Below are 22,740 nucleotides of genomic sequence, written 5' to 3' on the forward strand. Positions count from 1 at the left end.
GTTAAAACTGCCAGTACGGGCGCCCTTCAGCGGGCGCCGGTTGAAGTCGGGAGCGGCATCACCACTCAAAGATTTTCCACGAAGGGATCAGCATATCCGGCTGGTCCGAGCGGATGAAGTTTGCATCAGTGCCGTCGGCGCGTACCAGGAAATAAGGCTTGCCGTTCTTGGGCGTGACCTTGATCGCGTACAGAAAGCCGTTTTGCCGATATTCCTGGATGGTTTTGTCGCCTTCGGTGCGGATGGTGACATCCGGGTCCGCCGAGGGTGCGTCGTCCGCCGCCATGACGGCTATCGGGGTGAATGCAAACAAGCCAGCGAGTAACAGGCGATTTAGTGTACGCATGATAACCTTGTCCCTTTGTCGTCAACGGTCCCGCTATTCTAGCCTTGGACCCGCCGAAAAGGTTGATCCTGCTCATGAGCCAAGCCCCCCTCGTCCTGGTGGACGGTTCTTCTTATCTGTACCGCGCCTTTCACGCGCTGCCACCGCTGACCACGTCCAAAGGCCTGCCGACAGGCGCGGTCAAGGGCGTGCTGAACATGCTCAAGAGTCTGCGCAAGCAGTACCCGGACAGTCCGTTCGCCGTGGTGTTCGACGCCAAGGGTGGGACGTTTCGCGATGCGCTGTACGCCGAATACAAGGCTAATCGCCCGAGCATGCCCGACGACATGCGGGTGCAGATCGAGCCGCTGCACGCCAGCGTCAAGGCCCTGGGCTTCCCGCTGCTGTGCGTGGACAACGTCGAGGCCGATGACGTGATCGGCACCCTGGCGCGCAGCAGCGCGGCGGCTGACCGTCCGGTGGTGATCTCCACCGGCGACAAGGACATGGCGCAGTTGGTCGATGGGCACATTACCTTGGTCAACACGATGACCGGTAGCGCCTTGGACGTGGCTGGCGTGAAGGAGAAGTTTGGCGTCGCTCCGGAGCAGATCATCGATTACCTGGCGTTGATGGGCGATTCGTCCGACAACATCCCGGGCGTTCCGGGCATCGGGCCGAAGACCGCTTCCGGCCTGCTGGTGGGCGTCAATGGCGGCCTGACCGAACTGTATTCACAGCTGGATATTGTCGCCACGCTGCCAATTCGCGGTGCCAAGACCCTGGCCGCCAAGCTCGAAGAGCACAAGGAAATGGCCTTCCTCTCCTATGAGCTGGCGACCATCAAGACCGACGTGCCGCTGGATGTCGGCCTCGACGACCTGCAGATGGGCGCGCCGGATCACGAGAAACTGGCCGAGCTTTACACCTTGCTGGAGTTCAAGAGCTGGTTTGAAGAAAACCAGCGGGACGCCAAGCGTGCCGGCCAGGAGATCGTCGAAGTTGCCGAAGAACAGCCCGGCGCTGCCGAGGCCAAGTACGAAGTCATCCTTGACCAGGCGCGCTTCGACGCGTGGCTGGCGAAACTCGACAAGGCGCCGCTGTTTGCCTTCGTCACCGAAACCAACGGAGGCGATGCCCAGCACTCGCAACTCGTTGGGTTGTCGTTTGCCGTGGCGCCTTTCGAAGCGGCGTATATCCCGCTGACGCATTCCTACATGGGCGTGCCCGAGCAGTTGGACCGCGACACGGTGCTCAAGGCGCTCAAGCCGCTGCTGGAAGATCCGAACAAGCTCAAGGTCGGCCAGCACGCCAAGTTCGAAACCAATATCCTGGCCAACTGCGCCATCGGTGGCGACCAAGACAACGGCATCCTGGTCCAAGGCATTGCCTTCGATACCATGCTTGAATCCTACGTGCTGGATTCCACCGCGACTCGCCACGACATGGACAGCCTGGCGCTCAAGTACCTGGGCCAAAGCAAGACCGACTTCCAGGACATCGCGGGCAAAGGCGTCAAGCAACTGACCTTCGACCAGATATCCCTGGAGCTGGCGGGGCCTTATGCCGCCGAAGACGCCGACGTAACTTTCCGCCTGCACCAGGCCTTGCAGGAAAAACTGGCCGCCACGCCGAGCCTGGGCAAGGTACTCAGCGAGATTGAAATGCCATTGATGCCGGTCCTGGCGCGGATCGAGCGCCAAGGGGCGCTGGTCGATGCCAACCTGCTGGGCGCGCAGAGTGTCGAGCTGGGCGAGAAACTGGTGGCCCTGGAGCGTGAGGCATTTGCCATCGCCGGCGAGGAATTCAACCTGGGCTCGCCGAAGCAATTGGGCGTCATCCTGTACGAAAAACTTGGCCTGCCGGTGCTCAGTAAAACCGCCAAGGGCCAGGCGTCCACCGCCGAAGCGGTGCTCGCCGAGCTGGCGGAGCAGGATTACCCGCTGCCCAAGGTGCTGATGCAGTACCGCTCGCTGAGCAAGCTCAAGAGCACCTACACCGATCGCCTGCCGGAGCAGATCAACAGCCGCACCGGGCGCGTCCATACCAATTACCAGCAAGCCGTCGCTGCGACCGGACGCCTGTCGTCCATCGACCCGAACCTGCAGAACATTCCGATTCGCACGGCCGAAGGTCGGCGCATCCGCCAGGCCTTCGTCGCGCCGAAAGGCTACAAGCTGCTGGCGGCGGATTATTCGCAGATCGAGCTGCGGATCATGGCGCACCTGGCCAAGGATGAAGGTCTGCTCCATGCGTTCCGCAACGACCTGGATGTGCACCGTGCCACCGCCGCCGAAGTGTTCGGCGTCGAACTGCAAGCCGTCACCCATGATCAGCGTCGCAGCGCCAAGGCGATCAACTTCGGCTTGATCTACGGCATGAGCGCGTTCGGCCTCGCCAAGCAGATTGGCGTCGATCGCAAGCAGTCCCAGGCCTACATCGACCGCTACTTCGCCCGTTACCCGGGTGTGCTGGAATACATGGAGCGCACCCGCGCCCAGGCGGCCGAGCAAGGTTTCGTCGAAACCATTTTCGGTCGTCGCTTGTACCTGCCGGACATCAACGCGAAGAACCCGGCCCTGCGCAAAGGCGCCGAGCGCACCGCCATCAACGCGCCGATGCAAGGCACCGCGGCTGACATCATCAAGAAAGCCATGGTGGCCGTGGATCGCTGGCTGGCGACCTCAGGGCTGGATGCGAAGGTGATCCTGCAGGTCCACGACGAACTGGTCCTGGAAGTGCGCGAAGACCTGGTCGATCAGGTGAGCGGGGAAATCCGCCAGCACATGAGCGCCGCCGCCACGCTGGACGTGCCGCTGTTGGTAGAAGTAGGTGTGGGCAATAACTGGGATGAGGCGCACTGATCGCAAACCTAGGTCGAGTGCTCTTGTGGCGAGGGAGCTTGCTCCCGCTCGGCTGCGCAGCAGTCGTAAACCGGGCGATGCGGTCTGTCCTGAAAAAATGCAGGGGGGCCTGCTGCGCAGCCCAGCGGGAGCAAGCTCCCTCGCCACAGGGAGTCACCGCAATGCAGCGACGGGAGCATTAGCTCTGAAAATTCCTACAGTTATTTCCAAAAAAAATCTGAACTAAACCCGTGAAATCCCACTCAGAGATTCTGAATGGCTGGTGAAGCCCTTCAATGCTCCTATGTTGTGTTAAGTGTTGGCAGATATCTGGACCCCGCCCTAGCGGTCCGGAACTTGGACCCCGAACTTCCCCCTCCCCATACGAAGTCCGGGGTTTTTTTTGCCTGCGATTTGGCTTATTCAGCCGCGTCGCTGCCCTTGTCCGCCAGCTCCATCCAGTCGGCCAGCACCGTGTAGGCTTCTTCCAACCCCATGCGCTTGGGGGCCGAGAACAACTGGATGGTGATCGTATCGCCCCAGCCCTTGCGAATCTCCGACTGCACCTTGAGCAGCGTGTTCTTCGCGGCGCCGTAGGTGAGTTTGTCGGCTTTGGTCAGCAGAATGTGCATCGGCATGCCGCTGGCGACTGCCCAATCGAGCATCAGCAAGTCGAAGTCAGTCATCGGATGGCGGATGTCCATCATCAGAATCAAACCCTTCAAGCTTTCTCGGCTGCCCAGGTAGGCTTCCAGGTGGCGTTGCCAGTGCTGCTTGAGCGGAATTGGCACCTTGGCATAACCGTAGCCGGGCAGGTCGACCAAACGGCGTTCATCGTCTAGCTTGAAGAAGTTCAAGAGCTGTGTGCGGCCCGGGGTTTTCGACGTACGGGCCAGGCTCGCATGGGTCAGGGTGTTCAGCGCGCTGGACTTACCGGCGTTGGAGCGCCCGGCGAAAGCCACTTCGAAGCCTTCGTCGTCAGGGCATTGATCGACTTTGGCAGCGCTGAGCATGAAGGTGGACTGTTGGCACAGGCCGAGGATAGGGTTCTTCAGTTGCATGGGATTTCCGATGTGGGCGGCGTCGGGAATGGACGCGGCAAGCTGTGTCGTTTCCGTTTCAGTGACGCCAGTATATAATGCCGCAGATTTTGTGTGCGCTTTGTCCCAGCGTAGGATGAGGCTCACGGGAGCGACCGACCGAAATTGCGCACTAGAACGCAGCTCGCTCTCAACCCTGAAAAGGTCGTTTTATGACGAAATGGCTGCTAGCTGCCGGTGTCTTGATGCCGCTTTACAGCGCTCAGGCTACACAGGATCCGGAAGCTGTGTACAACCGTGTTTGTGGTGCTTGTCATTCCGGCCAACTGCCCACGGCACCCCGCAAGGGTGACCGGGAAGCTTGGACGCCAAGGTTGGCGAAAGGTATGGGGACGCTGGTGCAACACGTGACCCAGGGTTTCAAGGCGATGCCGCCGCGTGGTTTGTGCATGGACTGCAGTGCCGAGGATTACCAAGCCATCATCCAGTGGATGAGCGAGTAAACCCGGTCCATAACTCTTTAACCCTTAGCCGTAGTTGGATTAGCTGATGAACAAACTGATCGTGAGTCTGCTGTTGACCTTGGGGATGTCCGGCGTAGCCCACGCCGCAGGCGATGCCGCCGCCGGCCAGGCAAAAGCGGCCGTATGCGGGGCCTGCCACGGCCCGGATGGCAACAGCATGGCGCCCAACTTTCCGAAACTGGCGGGCCAGGGCGAGCGTTATCTGACCAAGCAATTGCATGACATCAAGGGCGGCAAGCGTGTCGTCCTGGAAATGACCGGCCTGCTGACCAACCTGAGCGATCAGGACCTGTCGGACATCGCCGCTTATTTCGCCAGCCAGAAGGGCAGCGTCGGCGCCGCTGATCCAAAACTCGTGGCTCGCGGTGAAGCGCTGTTCCGCGGCGGCGACCTGGACAAGGGCCTGCCCGCCTGCACCGGCTGCCACTCGCCGAATGGCAGCGGCAACGCCGCCGCAGGCTTCCCACACCTGGGCGGCCAGCACGCGCAATACGTCACCAAGCAATTGACCGATTTCCGCAAGGAAGAAGGTGGTCGTGCCAACGACGGCGACGCGATGACCATGCGCACCATCGCGCGCAAGCTGAGCGACGAAGACATCGCCGCTGTGTCGAGTTATATCCAGGGTCTGCATTAAGACCGTTGGCCAGGCGTTGTGAGGTTTGCATTCCCCGCAACGTTAACACTCGATTAATCTGTCGATGCAAACATCAAAAGGGTGGCTTTGGCCGCCCTTTTTTGTGGCCGCTGCCGTTACACTAGCGAACTTGAACCCGCCACGGTCTGTCTTAGAAACAGGTCTCGCGAGGCCACCTCATTGTCCAGGAGTAAAGCATGCGTAATCTGATCATCAGCGCCGCGCTCGTCGCCGCCAGCCTGTTCGGCATGGCTGCCCAAGCCAACGCCGAGGAATCGAAGGCCCCTTACGTCGAGTTGACCAACCCCGTTCCGGTGGCTGTGCCTGGCAAGATCGAAGTGGTGGAACTGTTCTGGTACGGTTGCCCGCATTGCTATGCGTTCGAGCCGGTCATCAACCCATGGGTTGAAAAACTGCCTTCGGACGTGAACTTCGTGCGCATTCCGGCCATGTTCGGCGGCCCATGGGACGCCCACGGCCAGATGTTCCTGACCCTCGAAGCCATGGGCGTCGAGCACCAGGTTCACGCAGCGGTGTTCAATGCGATCCAGAAAGAAGGCAAGAAGCTGACCAAGAAAGAAGACATGGCCGAGTTCCTCGCGACCCAGGGCGTCGACAAGGACAAGTTCCTGGCCACGTTTGACTCCTTTGCTATCCAGGGGCAGATCAAAAAGGCTCGTGAGCTGGCGAAGAAATACGAAATCACTGGCGTACCGACCATGATCGTCAACGGCAAATACCGCTTTGACATCGGCTCCGCTGGCGGCGCGAACGAAGCACTGCAACTGGCCGACAAGCTGATCGCCAAAGAGCGGGCGGCGACCAAGGCCGCTGCCAACTAAGCGTAGCGCCTGCCATGGCCCGCTGGAGCACCGAACGCGTTGTTGGCCTGCATGAAGCACGGGTCAATGAGCATCATGTCGCGTCCACGGGCCTGCCTGCCGACAGTCGTTTGCGGCTGCTCAGCTTCAATATCCAGGTCGGTATCAGCACCGAACGCTACCGGCATTACCTGACCCGGGGTTGGCAACATTTGCTGCCCCATACGGGACGCGCCGGCAATCTGCAGAAGATCGGCGACCTGTTGAAGGATTTCGATCTGGTGGCCTTGCAGGAGGCCGACGGCGGAAGCCTGAGGTCCGGCTACGTCAACCAGGTCGAGCACCTTGCCCAACTGGGCGCGTTTCCCTATTGGTACCAACAACTCAATCGCAACCTCGGACGTCTCGGCCAGCACAGCAATGGCGTGTTGAGCCGCTTGCGACCGTGGGCGATCGAAGACCATCCGCTGCCGGGCCCCAAGGGCCGCGGCGCGATCCTCGCGCGTTTCGGCGAAGGTCCGGAGGCGCTGATCGTGGTCATGATGCACCTGGCACTCGGGGCGCGTACCCGCACGATGCAATTGGCGTACATTCGCGAGCTGATTGGCGGCTACAAGCATCAGGTGCTGATGGGCGACATGAACACCCATGCCACCGACCTGTTGCAGACCTCCCCCCTGCGCGACCTTGGTCTGCTGGCTCCGCAACTTGAAGCGACATTCCCCAGCTGGCGTCCTCAACGCTGCCTGGACCATATCCTGCTGAGCCCGACCCTGACCCTCGAACGGGTCGAGGTGCTGGCCCAGCCCATTTCCGATCACCTGCCCGTCGCGGTCGAAATACGTTTGCCGGGTTCGCTCACGGCTGATGCATTCCCCGCGCTGAGTCCTGCCCCTCGCGGATCCGATGAATGAGCGACGACGCCGAACGCTGGAGAGAAAAATACCTCAAGAGCATCGAACAACAGGAAAAGCTCGAGCGCCGCTGGGACGCTCGGCTCGACTTGTTGCGTCGTGGCCTGGTGCGCAGCACCCTCGCCGCCGAGGGTACCGATCGGGCCGTGGACCAGTGCATGAAGGAAATGCGCGAAGTGGTGCGTACCGACAACATGGACGCCGCCCTCGCCGCCTTGCTTCCACGCCTGGAGAAAGCCGTACTTGATTCCGAACAGCGTCGCGAGACCCGCGCGGAACAGGTGAGCGCGGCGCTGACGGCCCTGGTCGCCCAGTTGCAGAGCCTGCCGCTGCCGAAGGAAGTCAGCCGGCCCCTGAAGAAATTCTCCAAGCAACTGGAGGCCCGGGCCGACCAGGCGCGGGAAATCCCGCTGTTGCTCAGTGAACTGAGCCAATTGCAAGGGCAGGCGATCAGGGCACTGGACACGCCGGAGGAGCCGAGCCGTCCCGGCCTGCTTCAACGACTGTTTGGCGGCCACGATCACTCGGAAGCGACACCCGCGCCCGCCCTGACGGCTGAAGCCGAAGCGGCCCCGCTGCCCTCCCAACCCCAAGCCATTGATACTGCAGCCGCGGCACCGGCGCCGCCGCTATCCAAAGCGGAACAAGTCCACGCACCGGACATGACGCCCGAGCCGGTGGCATCCATTGAAACAGTGGACGAGCCTGGTCCAGCACCAGCACCAGCACCAGCACCAGCACCAGCACCAGCACCAGCACCAGCACCAGCACCCGTCGTGTCGCCTGCCCAGCCGAGCATCGAGTCGGCGCCGACCCCCGATGAACCCACCGAGCCGGCCCCCGCTGCCGAGAATCCCGACGAGCTGACGCCAGAGGAACCGCCCCAGCCCATCCTCGAGGCTACAGCGGTTCCGGAAGAACCTGCCGAGCTTCCCGCGGCGATCGATCCGGATGAGTCTCCCTATAATCTGCCTGATTCCCCGGAGCCGTCCTACAGCTCGGTCGCTCGCCACATCGAAGACACCTTGCTGGGGTTGCTGGGCGACCTGACATTGCCGGAGCGGCATCGTCCTCAAGCCGAGGCCATGCGGGAACGGCTGAAAAACGGCTTGAACTGGTACGAGTTGCTGCCGGTTCTCGACGACCTGGCTGTGCTCATGCTGGCGATCACCGACAGCGGCCAGCACGAATTCGAAGCTTATCTTCAGCGGCTGAACGATCGGCTGGAGTCGTTTCAAAACACCCTGCGGGCGGCCAGCGAAGACCATGCCGACCATTCATCGGCCTCCAGGGAGATGGACACCCAGATCCGCGAGCAGGTCGATGGCTTGCAAAACAGCGTGCAACAGGCCGATGACCTGGAGAGCCTCAAGCACGTGCTGGAAAACCACCTTGAAGGTTTGCTCGGCACGATGGATCAGCACCAGAAACAACGGGATTTGCGCGAGCAGGAAGTGTCGGCTCGCCTGAAAAGCCTGGCCGAGCGCGTTGCATTGATGGAGCAGGACGCCCTGATCGTTCGGGAGAACCTGGAAGAGCAGCGGCAAAAGGCGTTGGTCGATCCGCTGACCGGCTTGCCCAACCGCGCCGCCTGGAGCGAACGTCTCGAACGGGAAGTCGAGCAATGGCAGCGGCATGGCAACAGCTTGCTGATTGCTATGCTCGATCTGGATCATTTCAAGCGGATCAATGACAACTATGGCCACTTGGCCGGCGACCGTGTGCTGAAGCTCATCGCCTCGGTGCTGCGCAAGCGTATACGCGGTGGCGATTTCATTGCCCGCTTCGGCGGCGAGGAGTTCGTCCTGCTGGTCCCCGATACGCCCCTGGCCGCTGGTGCAAAACTGGCCGAGGCGTTGCGCGTGGCCATCGAAGCCTGTCCGTTTCACTTCAAAGGCGAACCGGTCACGGTCACGGTGTCCATGGGCATGACGGCATTCAAACCGGGAGAACATAGCGATCTGGTGCTTAAAAGAGCCGATCAGGCGCTATATCGGGCTAAAAATGCAGGACGTAATCGCGTGGAGCTAGGCTGAGGCTTCAATTGTTCCAAATTATTTAATGTCGCGGTCCAATCGGATCATTGCTGGGCGATACGTTACACTGTTGCATTATTTTTCTGCATACACCCTATCGCCATGAAATTTGCCCCGCTTCTTGCTTCGTTGCTTCTCCTGGCCGGTTGCGCGAGCGGTCCCCGACTCGACACCAGCCATCCCTCGGTCAACCACGACAGTCGAATCCAGTTCGTTGTCGTGCATTACACCTCGGCGTCCCTGGAACGCTCCCTGTCCCTGCTGACCCATGGCGAAGTCAGTGCCCATTACTTGATCGGCGATGACAAGAACGCAACCATCTACAAGCTGGTGGACGAAAGCCGACGTGCCTGGCATGCCGGCGAAAGTGAATGGCAAGGCCGGACCTGGCTCAACTCCAGCTCGATCGGTATCGAAATCGTCAACCCGGGCTATATCGATACGCCCACCGGACGTCTCTGGTATCCCTACAGCGAAGCTCAAGTCCAATCCCTGATCGTCCTGCTCAAGGACATCACCCGGCGTAACGCGATCAATCCGGTGAACATCATCGGTCACAGCGATATCGCGCCCATGCGCAAACTGGACCCCGGGCCGTTGTTTCCCTGGAAACGCCTGGCCGAGGCCGGCTTGGGGGTTTGGCCAGACGAACGGGCAGTCGCTCGCCAGCAGGCCGCCTATGTGGATCAGCTTCCCAGCGCCAGTTGGTTCCAGGCCGAGCTGGCGCGCCTTGGCTACCCCACGCCGCGCACCGGCGAATGGGACGTCACCACTCATCAGGTCCTGGCCGCGTTCCAGATGCACTATCGACCGGCCCGGTTCGATGGCGCGCCAGACGCCCAAAGTGCGGCGATCCTGACGGTCCTCAACCAGACAAAATAATGACGCCCGTCCGACTGCGCGGGCCAATTCCAAAACAGAAGCTATAACTCATTGGTAACTTTCGGATTACCAACGATGACGGCTGCCCGAGAAACCCTGCAAAGCTGGCTCCATCGCCCTGTTTTCCTGGCGATGGTCGCGGCTGCCCTGAGTACCGTGCTGTTGCTCGCGGGAAGCCTGTTCGTGGTGATGCAACAGATCCAGCAGCGCGAAAGCGACCAGATGAATGCCCAGGGCGAGCGTTTCCTGCAGCGCCTGGAACAGCTTTTCGGCCAACTGCGCGAAAGCCTCGATGATCTTCAGGCCCAACCTCTGCGCGGCTGTGATGACGACATGATCGCGACGCTGCAACAGGTGAGCTTCAATTACCGTTTTGTCTATGAAGCCGCTTACATCGATAGTCACGGCGTATGTTCCAATCGCCCGCGCCAGAGCGGCTTATCGTTGGCCCGCCCACCCGACTTGCGAGGCCCGGCCTACAGTTACTGGCTCAACACCACCACGGAGCCCGACGAAAATCGTGCCGCCCTGATGTTGGGGCGCGGCAATTTCCGGGTCGCTACGTCTCGCGGTCACCTGACCGATGTCGTCGATCTGCCCCCAGGCAGCAGCCTCCTTGTGGTCCTGGACGAGGGCGAGCGGGCCATTCCAGTCCTCGGCACCGAGCAACGCTGGCCGCCGGCGGAGCCGTGGCCGCCAAAAAGCCGGGACGCCTTGCAAGTGACCCAGACCCGGCTGATCTATCGGATGCCGACCGACAACCCGGAATATCAACTGGTGCTGATTGCGCCGCGCAACGGCCTTCGCATTCCCGCCAACGCCTGGTGGATGCTGCCGATCAGCTTGATGCTGGGCCTTGGCATCGGCTTCCAAGTGTTTTTGCTGGCGCGTCAGCGCCAATCCATGGACGCCGAGCTGCACGGGGCCATCCGGCGCGGCGAGCTACAGGTGCTCTATCAGCCGATTTTCGATCTGCGCAGCCGCAACTGTGTCGGCGCCGAAGCGTTGCTGCGTTGGCGACGACCAGACGGTACGCTGACCAGCCCGGACCTGTTCATTCCCATGGCGGAGAACACCGGGCAGATTCGCCAGATTACCGACTTCGTCCTGCAGCGGCTGTTCGACCAGTTGGGCCAGTTGTTGCGCGCCAACCCACACCTGTACATCTCGGTGAACCTCGCGGCCTGCGATGTGATGGTCCCGCGCATTGGGGAAGTGATTACCCGCCTGCTGGCGCGGCATCGAGTGTCGGCGCGCCAGATTGCGTTCGAAGTTACCGAGCGTGGGTTGGTTGATGTGCTGGTGGCCCGGGATAACCTGCAATCGCTGCGCGACCTGGGGCATCAGGTCCTGATCGACGATTTTGGCACCGGTTATTGCAGCCTGGCTTACCTGCAGACGCTGCCGGTGGATTGCCTGAAGATCGACAAGGCCTTCATCGACGCCTTGGGCCATGATGCAGCCAGCAGTGGCGTGGCGCCGCACATTATCCGCATGGCTCATGCGTTACAGCTAAAGGTGATTGCCGAAGGCATCGAACATGAGGCCCAGGCGTCATACCTGAGCAGCGAAGGCGTTAAGTTCGGTCAGGGTTGGCTGTTCGCCCACGCGCTCAGTGCGGTGCAGCTCATAGAGTTGATCACCCGCGGTCGGCGCTTGCTCGGACGACGCCTGGACGACGAAGCTTGAGGCGGTTTCAGACCGTCAGGGCCATATAAAACTGGGTGCCCTGCCCTGGCCTGGAATACACGCCCATGCGTCCACCATGCAGCTGGACGATCTCCTTGCACAGCGCCAGGCCGAGCCCCGCGCCGCCCTTTTTGCGTCCGACCTGGACGAAGGGTTCGAAGATCCGGCCCTGCTGGCCGTAGGCGATACCCTCGCCGTTGTCTTCAACGCTGATAATCACCCGTTCGCCGTGGCGTCGGGCCTGCAAACGGATCTGGCCGTCATCGTTGGTATGACGCATCGCATTGTCGATCAAGTTGTCCAAGACCCGGTCCAACTGCGCGGCGTCGGCATGCAGGCGCGGCAACGGTCCCTGGATCTCCACCAACAGCTCGACGCCCTTCGCTTCGGCCTGCTCGGCAAACCGCAGCCGGGCCGCGTCCAGCATTTGCTCGATGGAGCAAGGCGCCAGGGTGAGTTTCTGCAAGCCGTTCTGATAGCGGGAAAAGTTGAGCAGGTCGTTGATGAGCTGCATCAGCCGCTGCATTTCTTCATTGACCGTATTGAGCAGGTCCGCCTCGCGAGAGTCCTCGGGGAAATGCACGCGCTCCTGCAGCAGCCCGAATGCCATGTGCATGCCGGTCACGGGGGTGCGCAGCTCATGAGACGCCCGCAATACGAATTCGCTGCGTACCCGCTCGAAGGCGCGCTGTTCGGTGACGTCGTGCAATACCATCACAGCCCCGAGAATCTGGCCCTGGGTATGGATGACCGGCGTCAGGCTGTAAGTCAGCACGCGGGATTCGCCATCCACCTCGATGCTCAGGTCGTCTGGCGCACGCTCTTGTGAACCACCGCGCAGGACCACTTGCAGCTCGTCATCCAGCTCGATACGTCCAAGCGCCTCGCCCAATCCTTGGCCCAGGCGTTCCTGGTCCCAGCCGAGTTGCCGTTGGGCCACCGGATTGAGGTGCTCCAGCCGGCCCTGGCGGTCGATCATCAGCAGGCCGTCATCAATGCTGTCGAGCACCGCTTGCAGGCGTTGCTGGCCGGCGAGCAGTTCATCGACATTGGTGGCCTGATGTTCGCGCAACGCCTGGGCCATGATGCCGAAACGCCGCGTCAGCAGGTTCAGTTCCGCCGCTGAGGAGATGGGCAGCGTCACCTCGAACTTGCCCTGCCCGATATCGTCCGCCGCGGCCGCCAGGGCCTCGATCGGCGCGCCGAAACGCCTGGCTATGCCGTGCGCGGTCACGAACCCGATGATCAGTACCGCCAGGCCCACCAGGCCCAGCAAGCTGGAAATCAGGAGAGCCCGTTCACGGGCGCGGTCCTGTGTATCGCTGATTTTGTTCAGTGCGTGTCGATAGCCATCGATCAAGCCGCCGCGCAGCACGTTGAACTTCTCTGTGAGGTCCTGATTGCTGCTCAGTGGCGTCGATTGTTGGAGAGACGCGTCGAAAGCCTGGATAAAACTGATGTAATCGGCTTTGGCGTGGCTGAAGCGGGCGGCTGAATCGTCCTGTTCTCGCTCATGGGCAATGCCCTCATCCAACAACTCGAAATATTGGCGCTTGGATTCTTCCAGCGCCGCCAGATCGGGTTTTTCATCGAGCATGATCATCAACTGATCGCCCAGCGTCTGGCGCAACTTGAGACCCAGGTCGAGCAGGATAAAGTTGTCGCGCACGGACTTTTCCTGGGTATTGGCCATCTGCATGACGCTGACAAGGCCCAGCAAAAGCCCCAGCAGCGCCACGGTAATCAGTGCCGAGATACTGAGGAACAGCCGTGTGCGCAGCTTCATCGCCAGTTTCATAAGGTGGCGCTCACAGGTTGTATTGCTTGCGTTTGCGGTACAGCGTAGACGCATCGATGCCCAGGGTCTTTGCCGCTTGGTCGAGGGTATCGGCGGTGGCCAACACCGCGCCTATGTGGGCCTTCTCCAGTTCGTCGAGACTCAGCGCGGCGCCGATTCGCGGGGCGTTGTTGACCGGTTGCTCGGCCATGCCCAAGTGGCTGATTTCGACTTTTTCCTGCGGACAAATGATGCTGGCCCGCTCGACCACGTTGCGCAGTTCGCGAATGTTGCCCGGCCAGCGATAACCCAGCAGTGCCTCGCGCGCTTCGTCGCTGAAGCCCCGGGCTGGGCGGGCGTATTCCTTGACGAAGCGCGCCAGGAAGCGATCAGCGAGGGTCAGGATGTCCTCGGCCCGCTCGCGCAATGGCGGCAGGTGCAAGGTAATGACGTTCAGGCGATACAGCAGGTCTTCGCGGAAACGTCCATCGCGCACCATGTCTTCGAGATTGAGATTGGTCGCTGCGAGGATCCGTACGTCGGCGCGACGGGTGACGGGGTCGCCTACCCGCTCGTATTCCTTGTCTTGAATAAAACGCAGCAACTTAGGTTGCAACGCGAGGGGAAAGTCGCCGATCTCGTCAAGGAACAGCGTCCCGCCATCGGCTTGGTTGACCCGCCCCAGTGTGCTCTCGCTGGCCCCGGTGAATGCGCCACGGCTGTGGCCGAACAACTCGCTCTCCATCAACTCGGTGGTCAACGACGGGCAGTTGATGGTGACGCAGGATTTCTTCGCGCGCTTGCTCCAGCCATGGATGGCCCGCGCCAGCTCACCCTTACCGGTGCCGGATTCCCCCAGGATAAGAATGTTGGCATCGGTGCTGGCGACCTGGCGGGCAGTTTCAAGCACGACTTTCATGGCCGGACTGTGGGAGTCGAGGCCGTCCTTCGGCTTGCGGATCTCGCCTTCCAAGGCTTCGAGCCTGGCGGATAACTGACGTACCTCCAATTGCTTGGCCGTCGCCAGGCGCAGTTGATCCGGGCTGCAAGGCTTGACCAGATAGTCGGCGGCCCCGGCCTGGATCGCATCGACAGCGGTGTCCACGGCGGAATGGGCGGTGACGATCACGACCCGCATCCACGGCGCCTGGATCCGCATCTGCGCCAGCACATCGAGACCATTGTCCTCGCCCAGTCGCAGGTCGAGAAAGCACAGGTCGAACACCTGGCGTTGCAGCAGCGCTTCGGCCTGGGCGGCGCTGTTGGCGGTGGCGACGGAATAGCCTTCGTCTTCAAGGCAATAACGGAAGGTACGCAGGATGGCGGACTCATCGTCCACCAGCAGAATGCGGCCTTGATGCTCAGTGGCGGATTCCATTTTTCCTACGCTCCTTAATGAATGATGATGATTAGTGTCAGAAAAATCGGGCAAGTTGCATGGTTCATTCTGGTCGAATATTACTCACCGAACAGGCTTCTGTGGACCTCTGGCGTCTAAAAGCCTGATTTTCATCTTTTTTTTCGCCCCGCCTGTAGCCTTCGGTTCGGTTCGCTCATTCCGACAGCCGTTTCCCACCTTCAATTCAAAAAAAGAATCTTGCGCTTCGCTTTCTCCGATTCGTGCATTACGCACGACTCCGCTCGGGCCCATCGTGCAGGATGCGCCCCGCATGCTTTGGCTTCACATGGTAACTATTTGATTTTGAACGGTTTTTAGCTGGTTATAATTCTGGCATGCGGACTGCAATATCCAGATCAACATGGCGTTAAAGCGCCTCAACCAGATCACCGCAAGGGTGGGGAGGAATTCCAGGATGAATCGTCAACGTGCCGCCCAATTTCGCATCACTGCCCTGTCCATCCAACAAGGGCTGTGGGCTGTCGTCGCACTGCTGATCACGCTTGTGGCGGGCCAACAACTGATGTTGTGGCATGGAAGCCAACAGCCGGAAGCGCCGCTGGTGTCGATTCAACGAGCTCCCCAAACGCATTTCAGTGCGGTCAGCAGCGTCGCCGAGGCGTCCGCCTCGATGCGAATGATGGAGGTCGACCAAACGCAGCCCCTTACCGACATGCCTCGTGAGGAGCGCTGGGTGTTCTAAACCCGATGGACCGGTCGTCCGTCGAGCCGGAACCAACACCGCTACACCCCAACTAAGTAGAAAAGCGTAAGGAGAATCATCATGTTGAGCTGGGCAATTACCTTCCTGATCATTGCCATCATCGCCGCGGTATTGGGCTTCGGTGGTATCGCAGGCACCGCCACGGGCATCGCCAAGATTCTCTTTGTCGTGTTCCTGGTGATGTTCATCGCCTCGTTCTTTTTTGGTCGTCGCGGCCGAGGCTGACCATGAACGCGTCATTAAAAGGACTGGCCGCCGCCCTGCTGTTGGGCGGCAGTGCCATGGCATTGGCTGCCAATGACGGACAGATGCGGGTCAATCAACTGCTTGAGGCCGACCCGCAGTACCGCCAGACCTGGCAGCAAGTGGTCAAAAAGGAAGAGCGTCTGCCCGAATGGGTGATGAACCTGACGGGCGATGCCGAACAGATGAATGCCGTCGAAGAGGATGGCGACAAGTATCTGGTAGGACCGCTGTGCGAAACCCAGGCAACTTGCCGGAGCAAACGCCTGTTCGTGGCGTTCAGTTTCGACAAAGACGAGGCCTATGCCTTGTTGGTCGAAGTGCCCGCGGGGCTGCCGGCAGACAAGTCGCCAACCCGTCATGCGGACTATCGCTTCCTCGGTAATCCCGACGAAGGTATGCAAGAACTGTTAATGGAACAGCTGAAAAAAGATCCGAATTGGTACTGAGACTTGAGAACGGGAAAGGCAGCCCTGCTTTTCTCTCTGCGAGGCCCGAGGAGGGCCGAAGCATGACCAGGGGGCTGGGACGCTCTGACCAAAAAGGGTCGGAGTGACCTACGGGCACAAGGGGTGCCTGCGAAAGGGCCGGGTCAGGTAAAAGCTGCGACGCAAGTTCGCGAAGTCTCGATGGCTTGGCGAACTTGCGGAGAGCTTGATGCTCACGTTAGAGCGGCTGGCTGTCTTTCCTGACAGAACCCGCCAGGCGCTGCGGCATATTGTCCTGATGGACGAATGTCACTGTTCCAACGCTGACCGTATATCGGAGAATGCGCCCGCCATTTCTCTTCCCGAGTGGACTCCAACGCTCGATCCTTTCATCGACGCTCCAGCAATCAGAGCAACGCACGGCCACGCTGAAATGGCCGGCTGACGGCGTTTATGCCTGCTGAAGTGGCGCTTTCGAACCGATTGGGGCGCACGTTTCACCTGGGAAATCTCATGCCGATTCGGCATGGGGTAGGCGGTTACGGCATTAGACGATCCCCCCTCGCGTGGCAATAGTTGCGCCTTTTTTCGCCTGCCAGTGAGCCGTCGTGGGTGCTCGGGTGACGTTATACGGGGGCAGCAGCACGACTTCGCATCGCCATCCTGGCCGTCCGTTGACGCTGCTGCCCGAGTCCAACTGAAGTAAGGGTAATGATATGAAGAAGGCAAGACTAAGCCTCGCCTGGCAGATCCTCATCGGTCTGGTGCTCGGGATTGCAATCGGTGCGCTGCTCAACCACTTCAGTGCCGAGAAGGCCTGGTGGATCAGCAACGTGCTGCAACCGGCTGGCGATATCTTTATCCGTCTGATCAAGATGATCGTGATCCCTATCGTGATCTCTTCGCTGATCGTCGGCATCGCCGGGGTCGGCGACGCCAAGAAACTCGGGCGGATCGGCTTCAAGACCATCATCTACTTTGAAATCGTCACGACCATCGCCATCGTCGTCGGCCTGTTGCTCGCGAACTTCTTCCAGCCGGGCAATGGCATCGACATGAGTACGCTGGGTACGGTGGATATTTCCAAGTACCAGGCCACGGCCGCCGAGGTCCAGCATGAGCATGCGTTCGTGCAGACGATCCTCAACCTGATCCCGTCGAACATCTTCGCCGCCGTCGCTCGCGGCGAGATGTTGCCGATCATTTTCTTCTCCGTCCTGTTCGGTCTCGGCTTGTCCAGCCTGCAATCGGACCTGCGTGATCCGCTGGTCAAGATGTTCCAGGGCGTGTCGGAGAGCATGTTCAAGGTTACCCACATGATCATGAGCTACGCGCCGATCGGCGTGTTCGCCCTGATCGCGGTGACCGTCGCCAACTTCGGTTTCGCTTCCCTGCTGCCGCTGGCGAAACTGGTCATCCTGGTTTATTTCGCCATTGCCTTCTTCGCCTTCGTGGTGCTGGGCCTGATCGCTCGCCTGTTCGGCTTCTCGGTGATCAAGCTGATGCGCATCTTCAAGGATGAGCTGGTGCTGGCCTACTCCACCGCCAGTTCCGAAACCGTGTTGCCACGGGTGATCGAGAAGATGGAAGCCTACGGTGCGCCGAAAGCCATTTGCAGCTTCGTGGTGCCCACCGGTTATTCGTTCAACCTCGACGGTTCGACCCTGTACCAGAGCATCGCGGCGATCTTCATTGCCCAGCTGTATGGCATCGACCTGTCCATCGGTCAGCAATTGATGCTGGTATTGACCTTGATGGTCACGTCCAAGGGCATTGCGGGTGTGCCGGGCGTATCGTTCGTAGTGCTGCTGGCCACCTTGGGCAGCGTTGGCATTCCGCTGGAAGGCCTGGCGTTCATTGCCGGTGTCGACCGCATCATGGACATGGCCCGTACGGCGCTGAACGTGATCGGTAACGCCCTGGCCGTGCTGGTCATTTCCCGCTGGGAAGGCATGTACGACGATGCCAAGGGCCAGCGCTACTGGAATTCCCTGCCGCACTGGCGCAGCAAGGAGCCGCTGCCGGCGGGAGAAACTTCCAGCCGCTGATTCCTTAAGGGCGTTCGGGTCAGCAAAAAAGTACCTGAACACCCGGTCATTGTGGGAGCGAGCTTGCTCGCGATTGCGTCGCATCCGTCACCATTGTTGTTGACTGATACGCAGCCATCGCGAGCAAGCTCGCTCCCACAGGGCTCCATTGATCATCTATGCAGTGCCAACCAAACCCCGGAGAAATCCGGGGTTTGTCGTTTCTGCCAGCCCCGCTATCATTCGCGGCATCTTCCGGGGGATTAACCGATGCTCAATGGCCTGTGGCTTGGCTTCTTTATCGTGGCAGCCGTGTCGGCGCTGGCGCAGTGGTTGATCGGCGGCAACGCCGGGATCTTCGTCGCCATGGTGGAAAGCATCTTTGCCATGGCCAAGCTGTCGGTCGAAGTCATGGTCCTGCTGTTCGGTACCTTGACCCTGTGGCTGGGATTCCTGCGCATCGCTGAAAAAGCCGGCATCGTCGACTGGCTGGCCAAGGCCCTCGGCCCGCTGTTCCTGCGCTTGATGCCGGAAGTGCCTGCCGGCCACCCGGCGATCGGCCTGATCACCCTGAACTTCGCGGCCAACGGCCTTGGGCTGGACAACGCCGCCACGCCCATCGGCCTCAAGGCCATGCGCGCCCTGCAAGACCTCAATCCCAGTCCGACCATCGCCAGCAACGCGCAGATCCTGTTCCTGGTGCTGAACGCGTCGTCGTTGACCCTGCTGCCGGTCACGATCTTCATGTATCGCGCCCAGCAAGGCGCGCCGGACCCGACCCTGGTGTTCCTGCCGATCCTGCTCGCCACCAGCGCTTCGACCTTGATGGGGCTGCTGTCCGTGGCGTTCGTGCAACGTCTGCGCCTGTGGGATCCGGTGGTGCTGGCCTATCTGATTCCGGGTGCGCTGGCGCTGGGCGGCTTCATGGCGCTGTTGGCGACGCTCTCGGCCACTGCGCTGGCGGGGCTGTCGTCGATCCTGGGCAACCTGACGCTGTTCGGCTTGATCATCCTCTTCCTGGTGGTGGGCACGCTGCGCAAGGTCAAGGTGTACGAAACGTTCGTCGAAGGCGCGAAGGAAGGCTTCGACGTTGCCAAGAGCCTGTTGCCCTACCTGGTGGCGATGCTTTGTGCGGTGGGGGTGTTGCGGGCCTCGGGAGCGCTGGATTTCGGCCTCGACGGGATTCGCCACCTGGTGCAATGGGCTGGCCTGGACACGCGTTTTGTCGACGCGCTGCCGACGGCCATGGTCAAGCCGTTCTCCGGCAGCGCCGCCCGGGCGATGCTGATCGAAACCATGAAGACGTCCGGGGTGGACAGCTTCCCGTCCCTGGTGGCCGCGACCATCCAGGGCAGCACCGAAACCACCTTCTACGTGCTGGCGGTCTATTTCGGCGCCGTGGGGATCCAGCGCGCGCGCCATGCGGTGGGTTGCGCGCTGCTGGCTGAATTGGCCGGGGTGGTGGCGGCTATCGGGGTTTGCTACTGGTTCTTTGGCTGACCGGCGGAGTGAGTTGCTCACGATAACGATGATCGGTTGACACATCTGTTGGATGTGCCGCCGTCATCGCGAGCAAGCTCGGCTCCCACAGGTCAAGTGTCTTCCCCTGAGGCCATGAACGCCGCAGATCCCCTGTGGGAGCGAGCTTGCTCGCGATAAGGTCCGAAGGACCTTCAGTTCGTCACTTCGAAACGCAGCACGCCAATCATCTGGCCATTTTCCGTCAGCACACGCACCTGCCACTTGCCCGTCGGGTTTTCCGGGAAATTCTGCTTGTGGGTCCACGCCCGATAGCCTTCCTTGCGTCCGCCATGGATGTCCAAGGCGATGCGGTCCACTTCTTTGCCGTTGAATTTCCAGACGTGGTAAATGCGCTCGTCGAGCCCTCGCGGGGCATTGATGGCGGTGTAGGCATACAGGCCATTGCTGCGGATCTGCGCCGCGCTGACTTGCTTGAGGCTCGCGCCCGGTGTGCGATCTTCCACTTGGGTGCTGATCGCCACTTCGGTCATCCATAGCGTCGCCGGTGGCACCCAGGAGCGCAGCACCCAGCCGGCGGCGCCAATCCCCAAGGTAATGCACAGGATGGCCAACGCGTTGCGCACGGTACGGATCGGAAAGATCGAGGCCAGGCTCGGGAACGACAACAGCATGGCGATGCCCAGCGCCAGCTTGAAGCTCTGGTCGGTGGTCAGGTGCACGATCACCGGCAGCGCGGTGAGCAGGGCGGCAAACAGCGTCAGCGTGTGCAACGCCAGGAACGCCCAGCGCCTAGGGGCCAGCCATTTGTAATACAGCGGGTCGATGATCGAGATCAGCGCCGCGATCGTCAGCAGGCCGGTAAAGATCAGCTGGCTGCTGTTCCAAGTGGTCGTGATGAAGAAAAACGGCAGAACGAAAAACAGGCTTTCCTGGTGGATCATCTGCGTGGCGTAGCGCAACAGCGGCTGGGGTATTTCTCGTTTGAAGACCTTGGTGAACAACCGCGTCAGGGTGTTTTCCAGCATCAGCCAGAGCCAGCTCACCAACATGATGATGGTGATCCAGGTCGCCAGGCTCTGCTGGCGGTCCACCAGCATGAAACTGCCGACCCCGGAAACAAAACCGCCGAGCGCGATGACCCCTGGATAGCGCTTCATCAGTTCGAGGATGCGCTGGATTAAATGAGTCAGGTTCGGCATTCGGCGGTTTCACAGTAAGTCGTAGGAAATATCCCTGACAGAGTATCGCCAGGGCATCGATGTGACGAGCACTCTTGTGGTGAGTGAGATTTATCTGTGGCGAGGGGATTTATCCCCGGTGGGTTGCGAAGCAACCCTACAAACCCTTGAGTAAAACCGAGCCGTCCTTGATTGCGACTGCTTCGCAGTCGAACGGGGATAAATCCCCTCGCCACAAAATTATTCCTCGTGCGGTCGAGCCATGCGTCGTACCTGCCACATCACCACGCCGAGTAACACCAACCCCAGCAACCCACCCAGTCCCCAGACCAGCTGGTCATCACTGAGCAATGGCCTCTCGATGCGCAAATATCCCGGGTCCTTGAGCAGTTCGCGCAGGGCCTGGTTGGCCTGTTCCAGGCTGACGTCCTGCAGGCGCGCGGCGGGATTGGCGAAGCGGCCGTCTTCGTAGTCCCCGAGGGCGCTCCAGTAGTAATCCGCCAGGGCGCTGTTGCCTTGGACGGCCCAGGACTGGTGGGCAATGGCGGCGCGTTTTATCCGCACGAAACTCTCGGGATTCAGGCCGTCCTTGAGTAACGTGCTGCGCAGCTGTTCCAACGACTGTTCGGCCTGCGGCAGGTCCTCGCGGGCCAGGTCGGCGTTCAGGCTCATGAAACCCACGCCGCCGAGCACTTCGCGCTCCGTCCAAGGGCCGTAGGACAGGCCGTCGGCCAAGCGCAATTGGCGATAGAGCGCCCAATCCAGGTATTCCTTGAGCAAGTCGAAGGTTTCGTCGTGTTGCTCTTCCAACACCGGTTCCGGGAATAGCCAATGGAGCTTGGCGCCATTGCCGACCAGGCCTTGGATGAGATTGCGCTTGGTGACCGCGCTGTAGCGGATCTGGGGCAGCGGTTCGTGGACACTGGGCTCGACCGGCTCGAGTTCGCCGAAGGTGCGTTCCAGATACGCCGGCAGCAATCGATCGAGGTCGCCGACCACGATCAAGGTCATATTGTTCGGCGCATACCAGGCCTTGCGCACCTGCTCGATTCGGGCGAGGGACAGATGTTCGACCTCGGCCCGTTCCTCGCAACGCAAGCCCAGCTCCACCGCCAGTTGATTGCTGGCCTTGTGGCCCAGGTCTTGATGGTCCAGCCAGCGTTGCAGATGGGTGTAATGCCCGCCGTCCTCGCGTTCCACCACCCGCTTGGCCGCCGCCAGGGCCTTTTCATCGATGCGGGTTCGGGTCAACAGCGCCAGCAAAAGGTCGAGGACCTTGCGTTGATTGCTCGCCGGCGCCTCGATGACAAACGTCGTATCGGCGTTGCTGGTAAAAGCGTTCCACTCGCCGCCGAGCGCCTGCATGCGTTCTTCCAGGCCGCCTTCGCCGCTGTCGTCAACGCCGCTGAACAGCAGATGTTCGAGCAGGTGCGGCAGCTCCTTGTCGGCGCAATTGAAATCATCCAGGCCCACGCCCACCACCAGCCGAATCGCCACATGCCCGCGTTCCGTGCCGGGCTTGAGTACGAGCTGCATGCCGTTGGGCAACGTGTAGCCTTCAACCTGGAATCGATCCACGGCGAACGCAGGCAAGGAACCGAACAAAAGCAAGGCGAGCAACAGACAACGCATAGCGGGCTTCCTGGCGGCTTATGAAGATCCATGGGGCCGGACTGGCTTCATCGCGAGCAGGCTCGCTCCCACCTTGATTTACGCTGTGTTCAGGACAGTGGGAGATGTCTGGCTCGTGGTTGGCTGGAGACCCGGACCC

Annotated in this window: 20 protein-coding genes; 14 read left to right on the plus strand and 6 right to left on the minus strand. The window is 60.7% G+C overall.

Annotation, left to right across the window (positions count from 1 at the left end):
* Positions 1-58: 58 nt before the first annotated feature.
* Positions 59-346: a DUF2782 domain-containing protein gene (locus tag Q7C33_RS20905; RefSeq protein ID WP_030138994.1), complete on the minus strand. Its 288-nt coding sequence runs from the start codon at positions 344-346 to the stop codon at positions 59-61.
* Positions 347-420: 74 nt separating this feature from the next.
* Here Q7C33_RS20905 and polA point away from each other — a divergent pair, with 74 nt between their 5' ends.
* Positions 421-3,189, plus strand: a complete 2,769-nt coding sequence (polA, locus tag Q7C33_RS20910) for a DNA polymerase I (protein ID WP_198796123.1) — start codon at positions 421-423, stop codon at positions 3,187-3,189.
* Between the two features lie 398 nt (positions 3,190-3,587).
* Here polA and yihA read toward each other — a convergent pair whose 3' ends face one another.
* Complete coding sequence (gene yihA / locus Q7C33_RS20915; protein ID WP_030138992.1) at positions 3,588-4,229, minus strand: ribosome biogenesis GTP-binding protein YihA/YsxC; 642 nt, start codon at positions 4,227-4,229, stop codon at positions 3,588-3,590.
* A 191-nt stretch (positions 4,230-4,420) separates the two neighbouring features.
* Between yihA and Q7C33_RS20920 the strand changes: the two genes are divergently transcribed.
* The 7 genes from Q7C33_RS20920 to Q7C33_RS20950 all read left to right on the plus strand — a co-directional run bounded on the left by Q7C33_RS20920 (position 4,421) and on the right by Q7C33_RS20950 (position 11,711).
* Positions 4,421-4,711, plus strand: coding sequence for a c-type cytochrome (locus Q7C33_RS20920; protein ID WP_030138991.1), 291 nt, complete (start codon positions 4,421-4,423; stop codon positions 4,709-4,711).
* A gap of 46 nt (positions 4,712-4,757) precedes the next feature.
* Positions 4,758-5,369 (plus strand): c-type cytochrome, encoded by a 612-nt coding sequence (locus tag Q7C33_RS20925; protein ID WP_407684085.1) that lies wholly within the window; start codon positions 4,758-4,760, stop codon positions 5,367-5,369.
* A gap of 197 nt (positions 5,370-5,566) precedes the next feature.
* Positions 5,567-6,211, plus strand: coding sequence for a thiol:disulfide interchange protein DsbA/DsbL (locus tag Q7C33_RS20930; RefSeq protein ID WP_217860749.1), 645 nt, complete (start codon positions 5,567-5,569; stop codon positions 6,209-6,211).
* Positions 6,212-6,225: 14 nt separating this feature from the next.
* Positions 6,226-7,104 (plus strand): endonuclease/exonuclease/phosphatase family protein, encoded by an 879-nt coding sequence (locus Q7C33_RS20935; RefSeq protein WP_181289039.1) that lies wholly within the window; start codon positions 6,226-6,228, stop codon positions 7,102-7,104.
* Entirely contained in the window at positions 7,101-9,140 is a 2,040-nt protein-coding gene (locus Q7C33_RS20940) for a GGDEF domain-containing protein (protein ID WP_407684086.1), read from the plus strand. The genes Q7C33_RS20935 and Q7C33_RS20940 overlap by 4 nt, the downstream gene beginning before the upstream one ends.
* A 102-nt stretch (positions 9,141-9,242) precedes the next feature.
* Positions 9,243-10,022 carry an N-acetylmuramoyl-L-alanine amidase gene (locus Q7C33_RS20945; protein ID WP_198796121.1) on the plus strand — a complete coding sequence of 260 codons (780 nt, stop codon included), beginning with the start codon at positions 9,243-9,245 and terminating at the stop codon, positions 10,020-10,022.
* A gap of 75 nt (positions 10,023-10,097) precedes the next feature.
* Positions 10,098-11,711 (plus strand): EAL domain-containing protein, encoded by a 1,614-nt coding sequence (locus Q7C33_RS20950; RefSeq protein WP_030138985.1) that lies wholly within the window; start codon positions 10,098-10,100, stop codon positions 11,709-11,711.
* 7 nt (positions 11,712-11,718) lie between these two features.
* On the opposite strand, the gene Q7C33_RS20955 is transcribed toward Q7C33_RS20950, so the two are convergent.
* Positions 11,719-13,509, minus strand: a complete 1,791-nt coding sequence (locus Q7C33_RS20955) for a KinB sensor domain-containing domain (RefSeq protein WP_030138984.1) — start codon at positions 13,507-13,509, stop codon at positions 11,719-11,721.
* Positions 13,510-13,519: 10 nt separating this feature from the next.
* Complete coding sequence (gene algB, locus Q7C33_RS20960; protein WP_030138983.1) at positions 13,520-14,866, minus strand: sigma-54-dependent response regulator transcription factor AlgB; 1,347 nt, start codon at positions 14,864-14,866, stop codon at positions 13,520-13,522.
* 436 nt (positions 14,867-15,302) lie between these two features.
* Here algB and Q7C33_RS20965 point away from each other — a divergent pair, with 436 nt between their 5' ends.
* The 6 genes from Q7C33_RS20965 to Q7C33_RS20990 all read left to right on the plus strand — a co-directional run bounded on the left by Q7C33_RS20965 (position 15,303) and on the right by Q7C33_RS20990 (position 19,809).
* Positions 15,303-15,590: a hypothetical protein gene (locus tag Q7C33_RS20965; protein ID WP_198796120.1), complete on the plus strand. Its 288-nt coding sequence runs from the start codon at positions 15,303-15,305 to the stop codon at positions 15,588-15,590.
* Positions 15,591-15,671: 81 nt separating this feature from the next.
* Complete coding sequence (locus tag Q7C33_RS20970; RefSeq protein ID WP_003177151.1) at positions 15,672-15,836, plus strand: DUF1328 domain-containing protein; 165 nt, start codon at positions 15,672-15,674, stop codon at positions 15,834-15,836.
* A gap of 2 nt (positions 15,837-15,838) precedes the next feature.
* On the plus strand, positions 15,839-16,303 hold the full coding sequence (locus tag Q7C33_RS20975; RefSeq protein ID WP_198796119.1) for an inhibitor of vertebrate lysozyme family protein: 465 nt from the start codon (positions 15,839-15,841) through the stop codon (positions 16,301-16,303).
* Positions 16,304-16,511: 208 nt separating this feature from the next.
* Positions 16,512-16,727, plus strand: a complete 216-nt coding sequence (locus tag Q7C33_RS20980; protein ID WP_030138980.1) for a hypothetical protein — start codon at positions 16,512-16,514, stop codon at positions 16,725-16,727.
* Positions 16,728-16,998: 271 nt separating this feature from the next.
* Positions 16,999-18,330 (plus strand): glutamate/aspartate:proton symporter GltP, encoded by a 1,332-nt coding sequence (gene gltP / locus Q7C33_RS20985; protein ID WP_030138979.1) that lies wholly within the window; start codon positions 16,999-17,001, stop codon positions 18,328-18,330.
* A 249-nt stretch (positions 18,331-18,579) separates the two neighbouring features.
* Positions 18,580-19,809: a nucleoside recognition domain-containing protein gene (locus Q7C33_RS20990; protein ID WP_407684087.1), complete on the plus strand. Its 1,230-nt coding sequence runs from the start codon at positions 18,580-18,582 to the stop codon at positions 19,807-19,809.
* Between the two features lie 173 nt (positions 19,810-19,982).
* Here the strand turns inward: Q7C33_RS20990 and Q7C33_RS20995 are convergent, their stop codons facing one another.
* Both Q7C33_RS20995 and Q7C33_RS21000 read right to left on the minus strand, forming a co-directional pair.
* Positions 19,983-20,990, minus strand: coding sequence for a DUF5924 family protein (locus tag Q7C33_RS20995; RefSeq protein ID WP_334598565.1), 1,008 nt, complete (start codon positions 20,988-20,990; stop codon positions 19,983-19,985).
* A gap of 219 nt (positions 20,991-21,209) precedes the next feature.
* Positions 21,210-22,601 carry a M16 family metallopeptidase gene (locus Q7C33_RS21000; RefSeq protein ID WP_407684088.1) on the minus strand — a complete coding sequence of 464 codons (1,392 nt, stop codon included), beginning with the start codon at positions 22,599-22,601 and terminating at the stop codon, positions 21,210-21,212.
* Between the last annotated feature and the right edge of the window lie 139 nt (positions 22,602-22,740).

It is taken from the genome of Pseudomonas sp. BP11-1-1, assembly GCF_052112105.1.
GTDB lineage: Bacteria > Pseudomonadota > Gammaproteobacteria > Pseudomonadales > Pseudomonadaceae > Aquipseudomonas > Aquipseudomonas alvandae.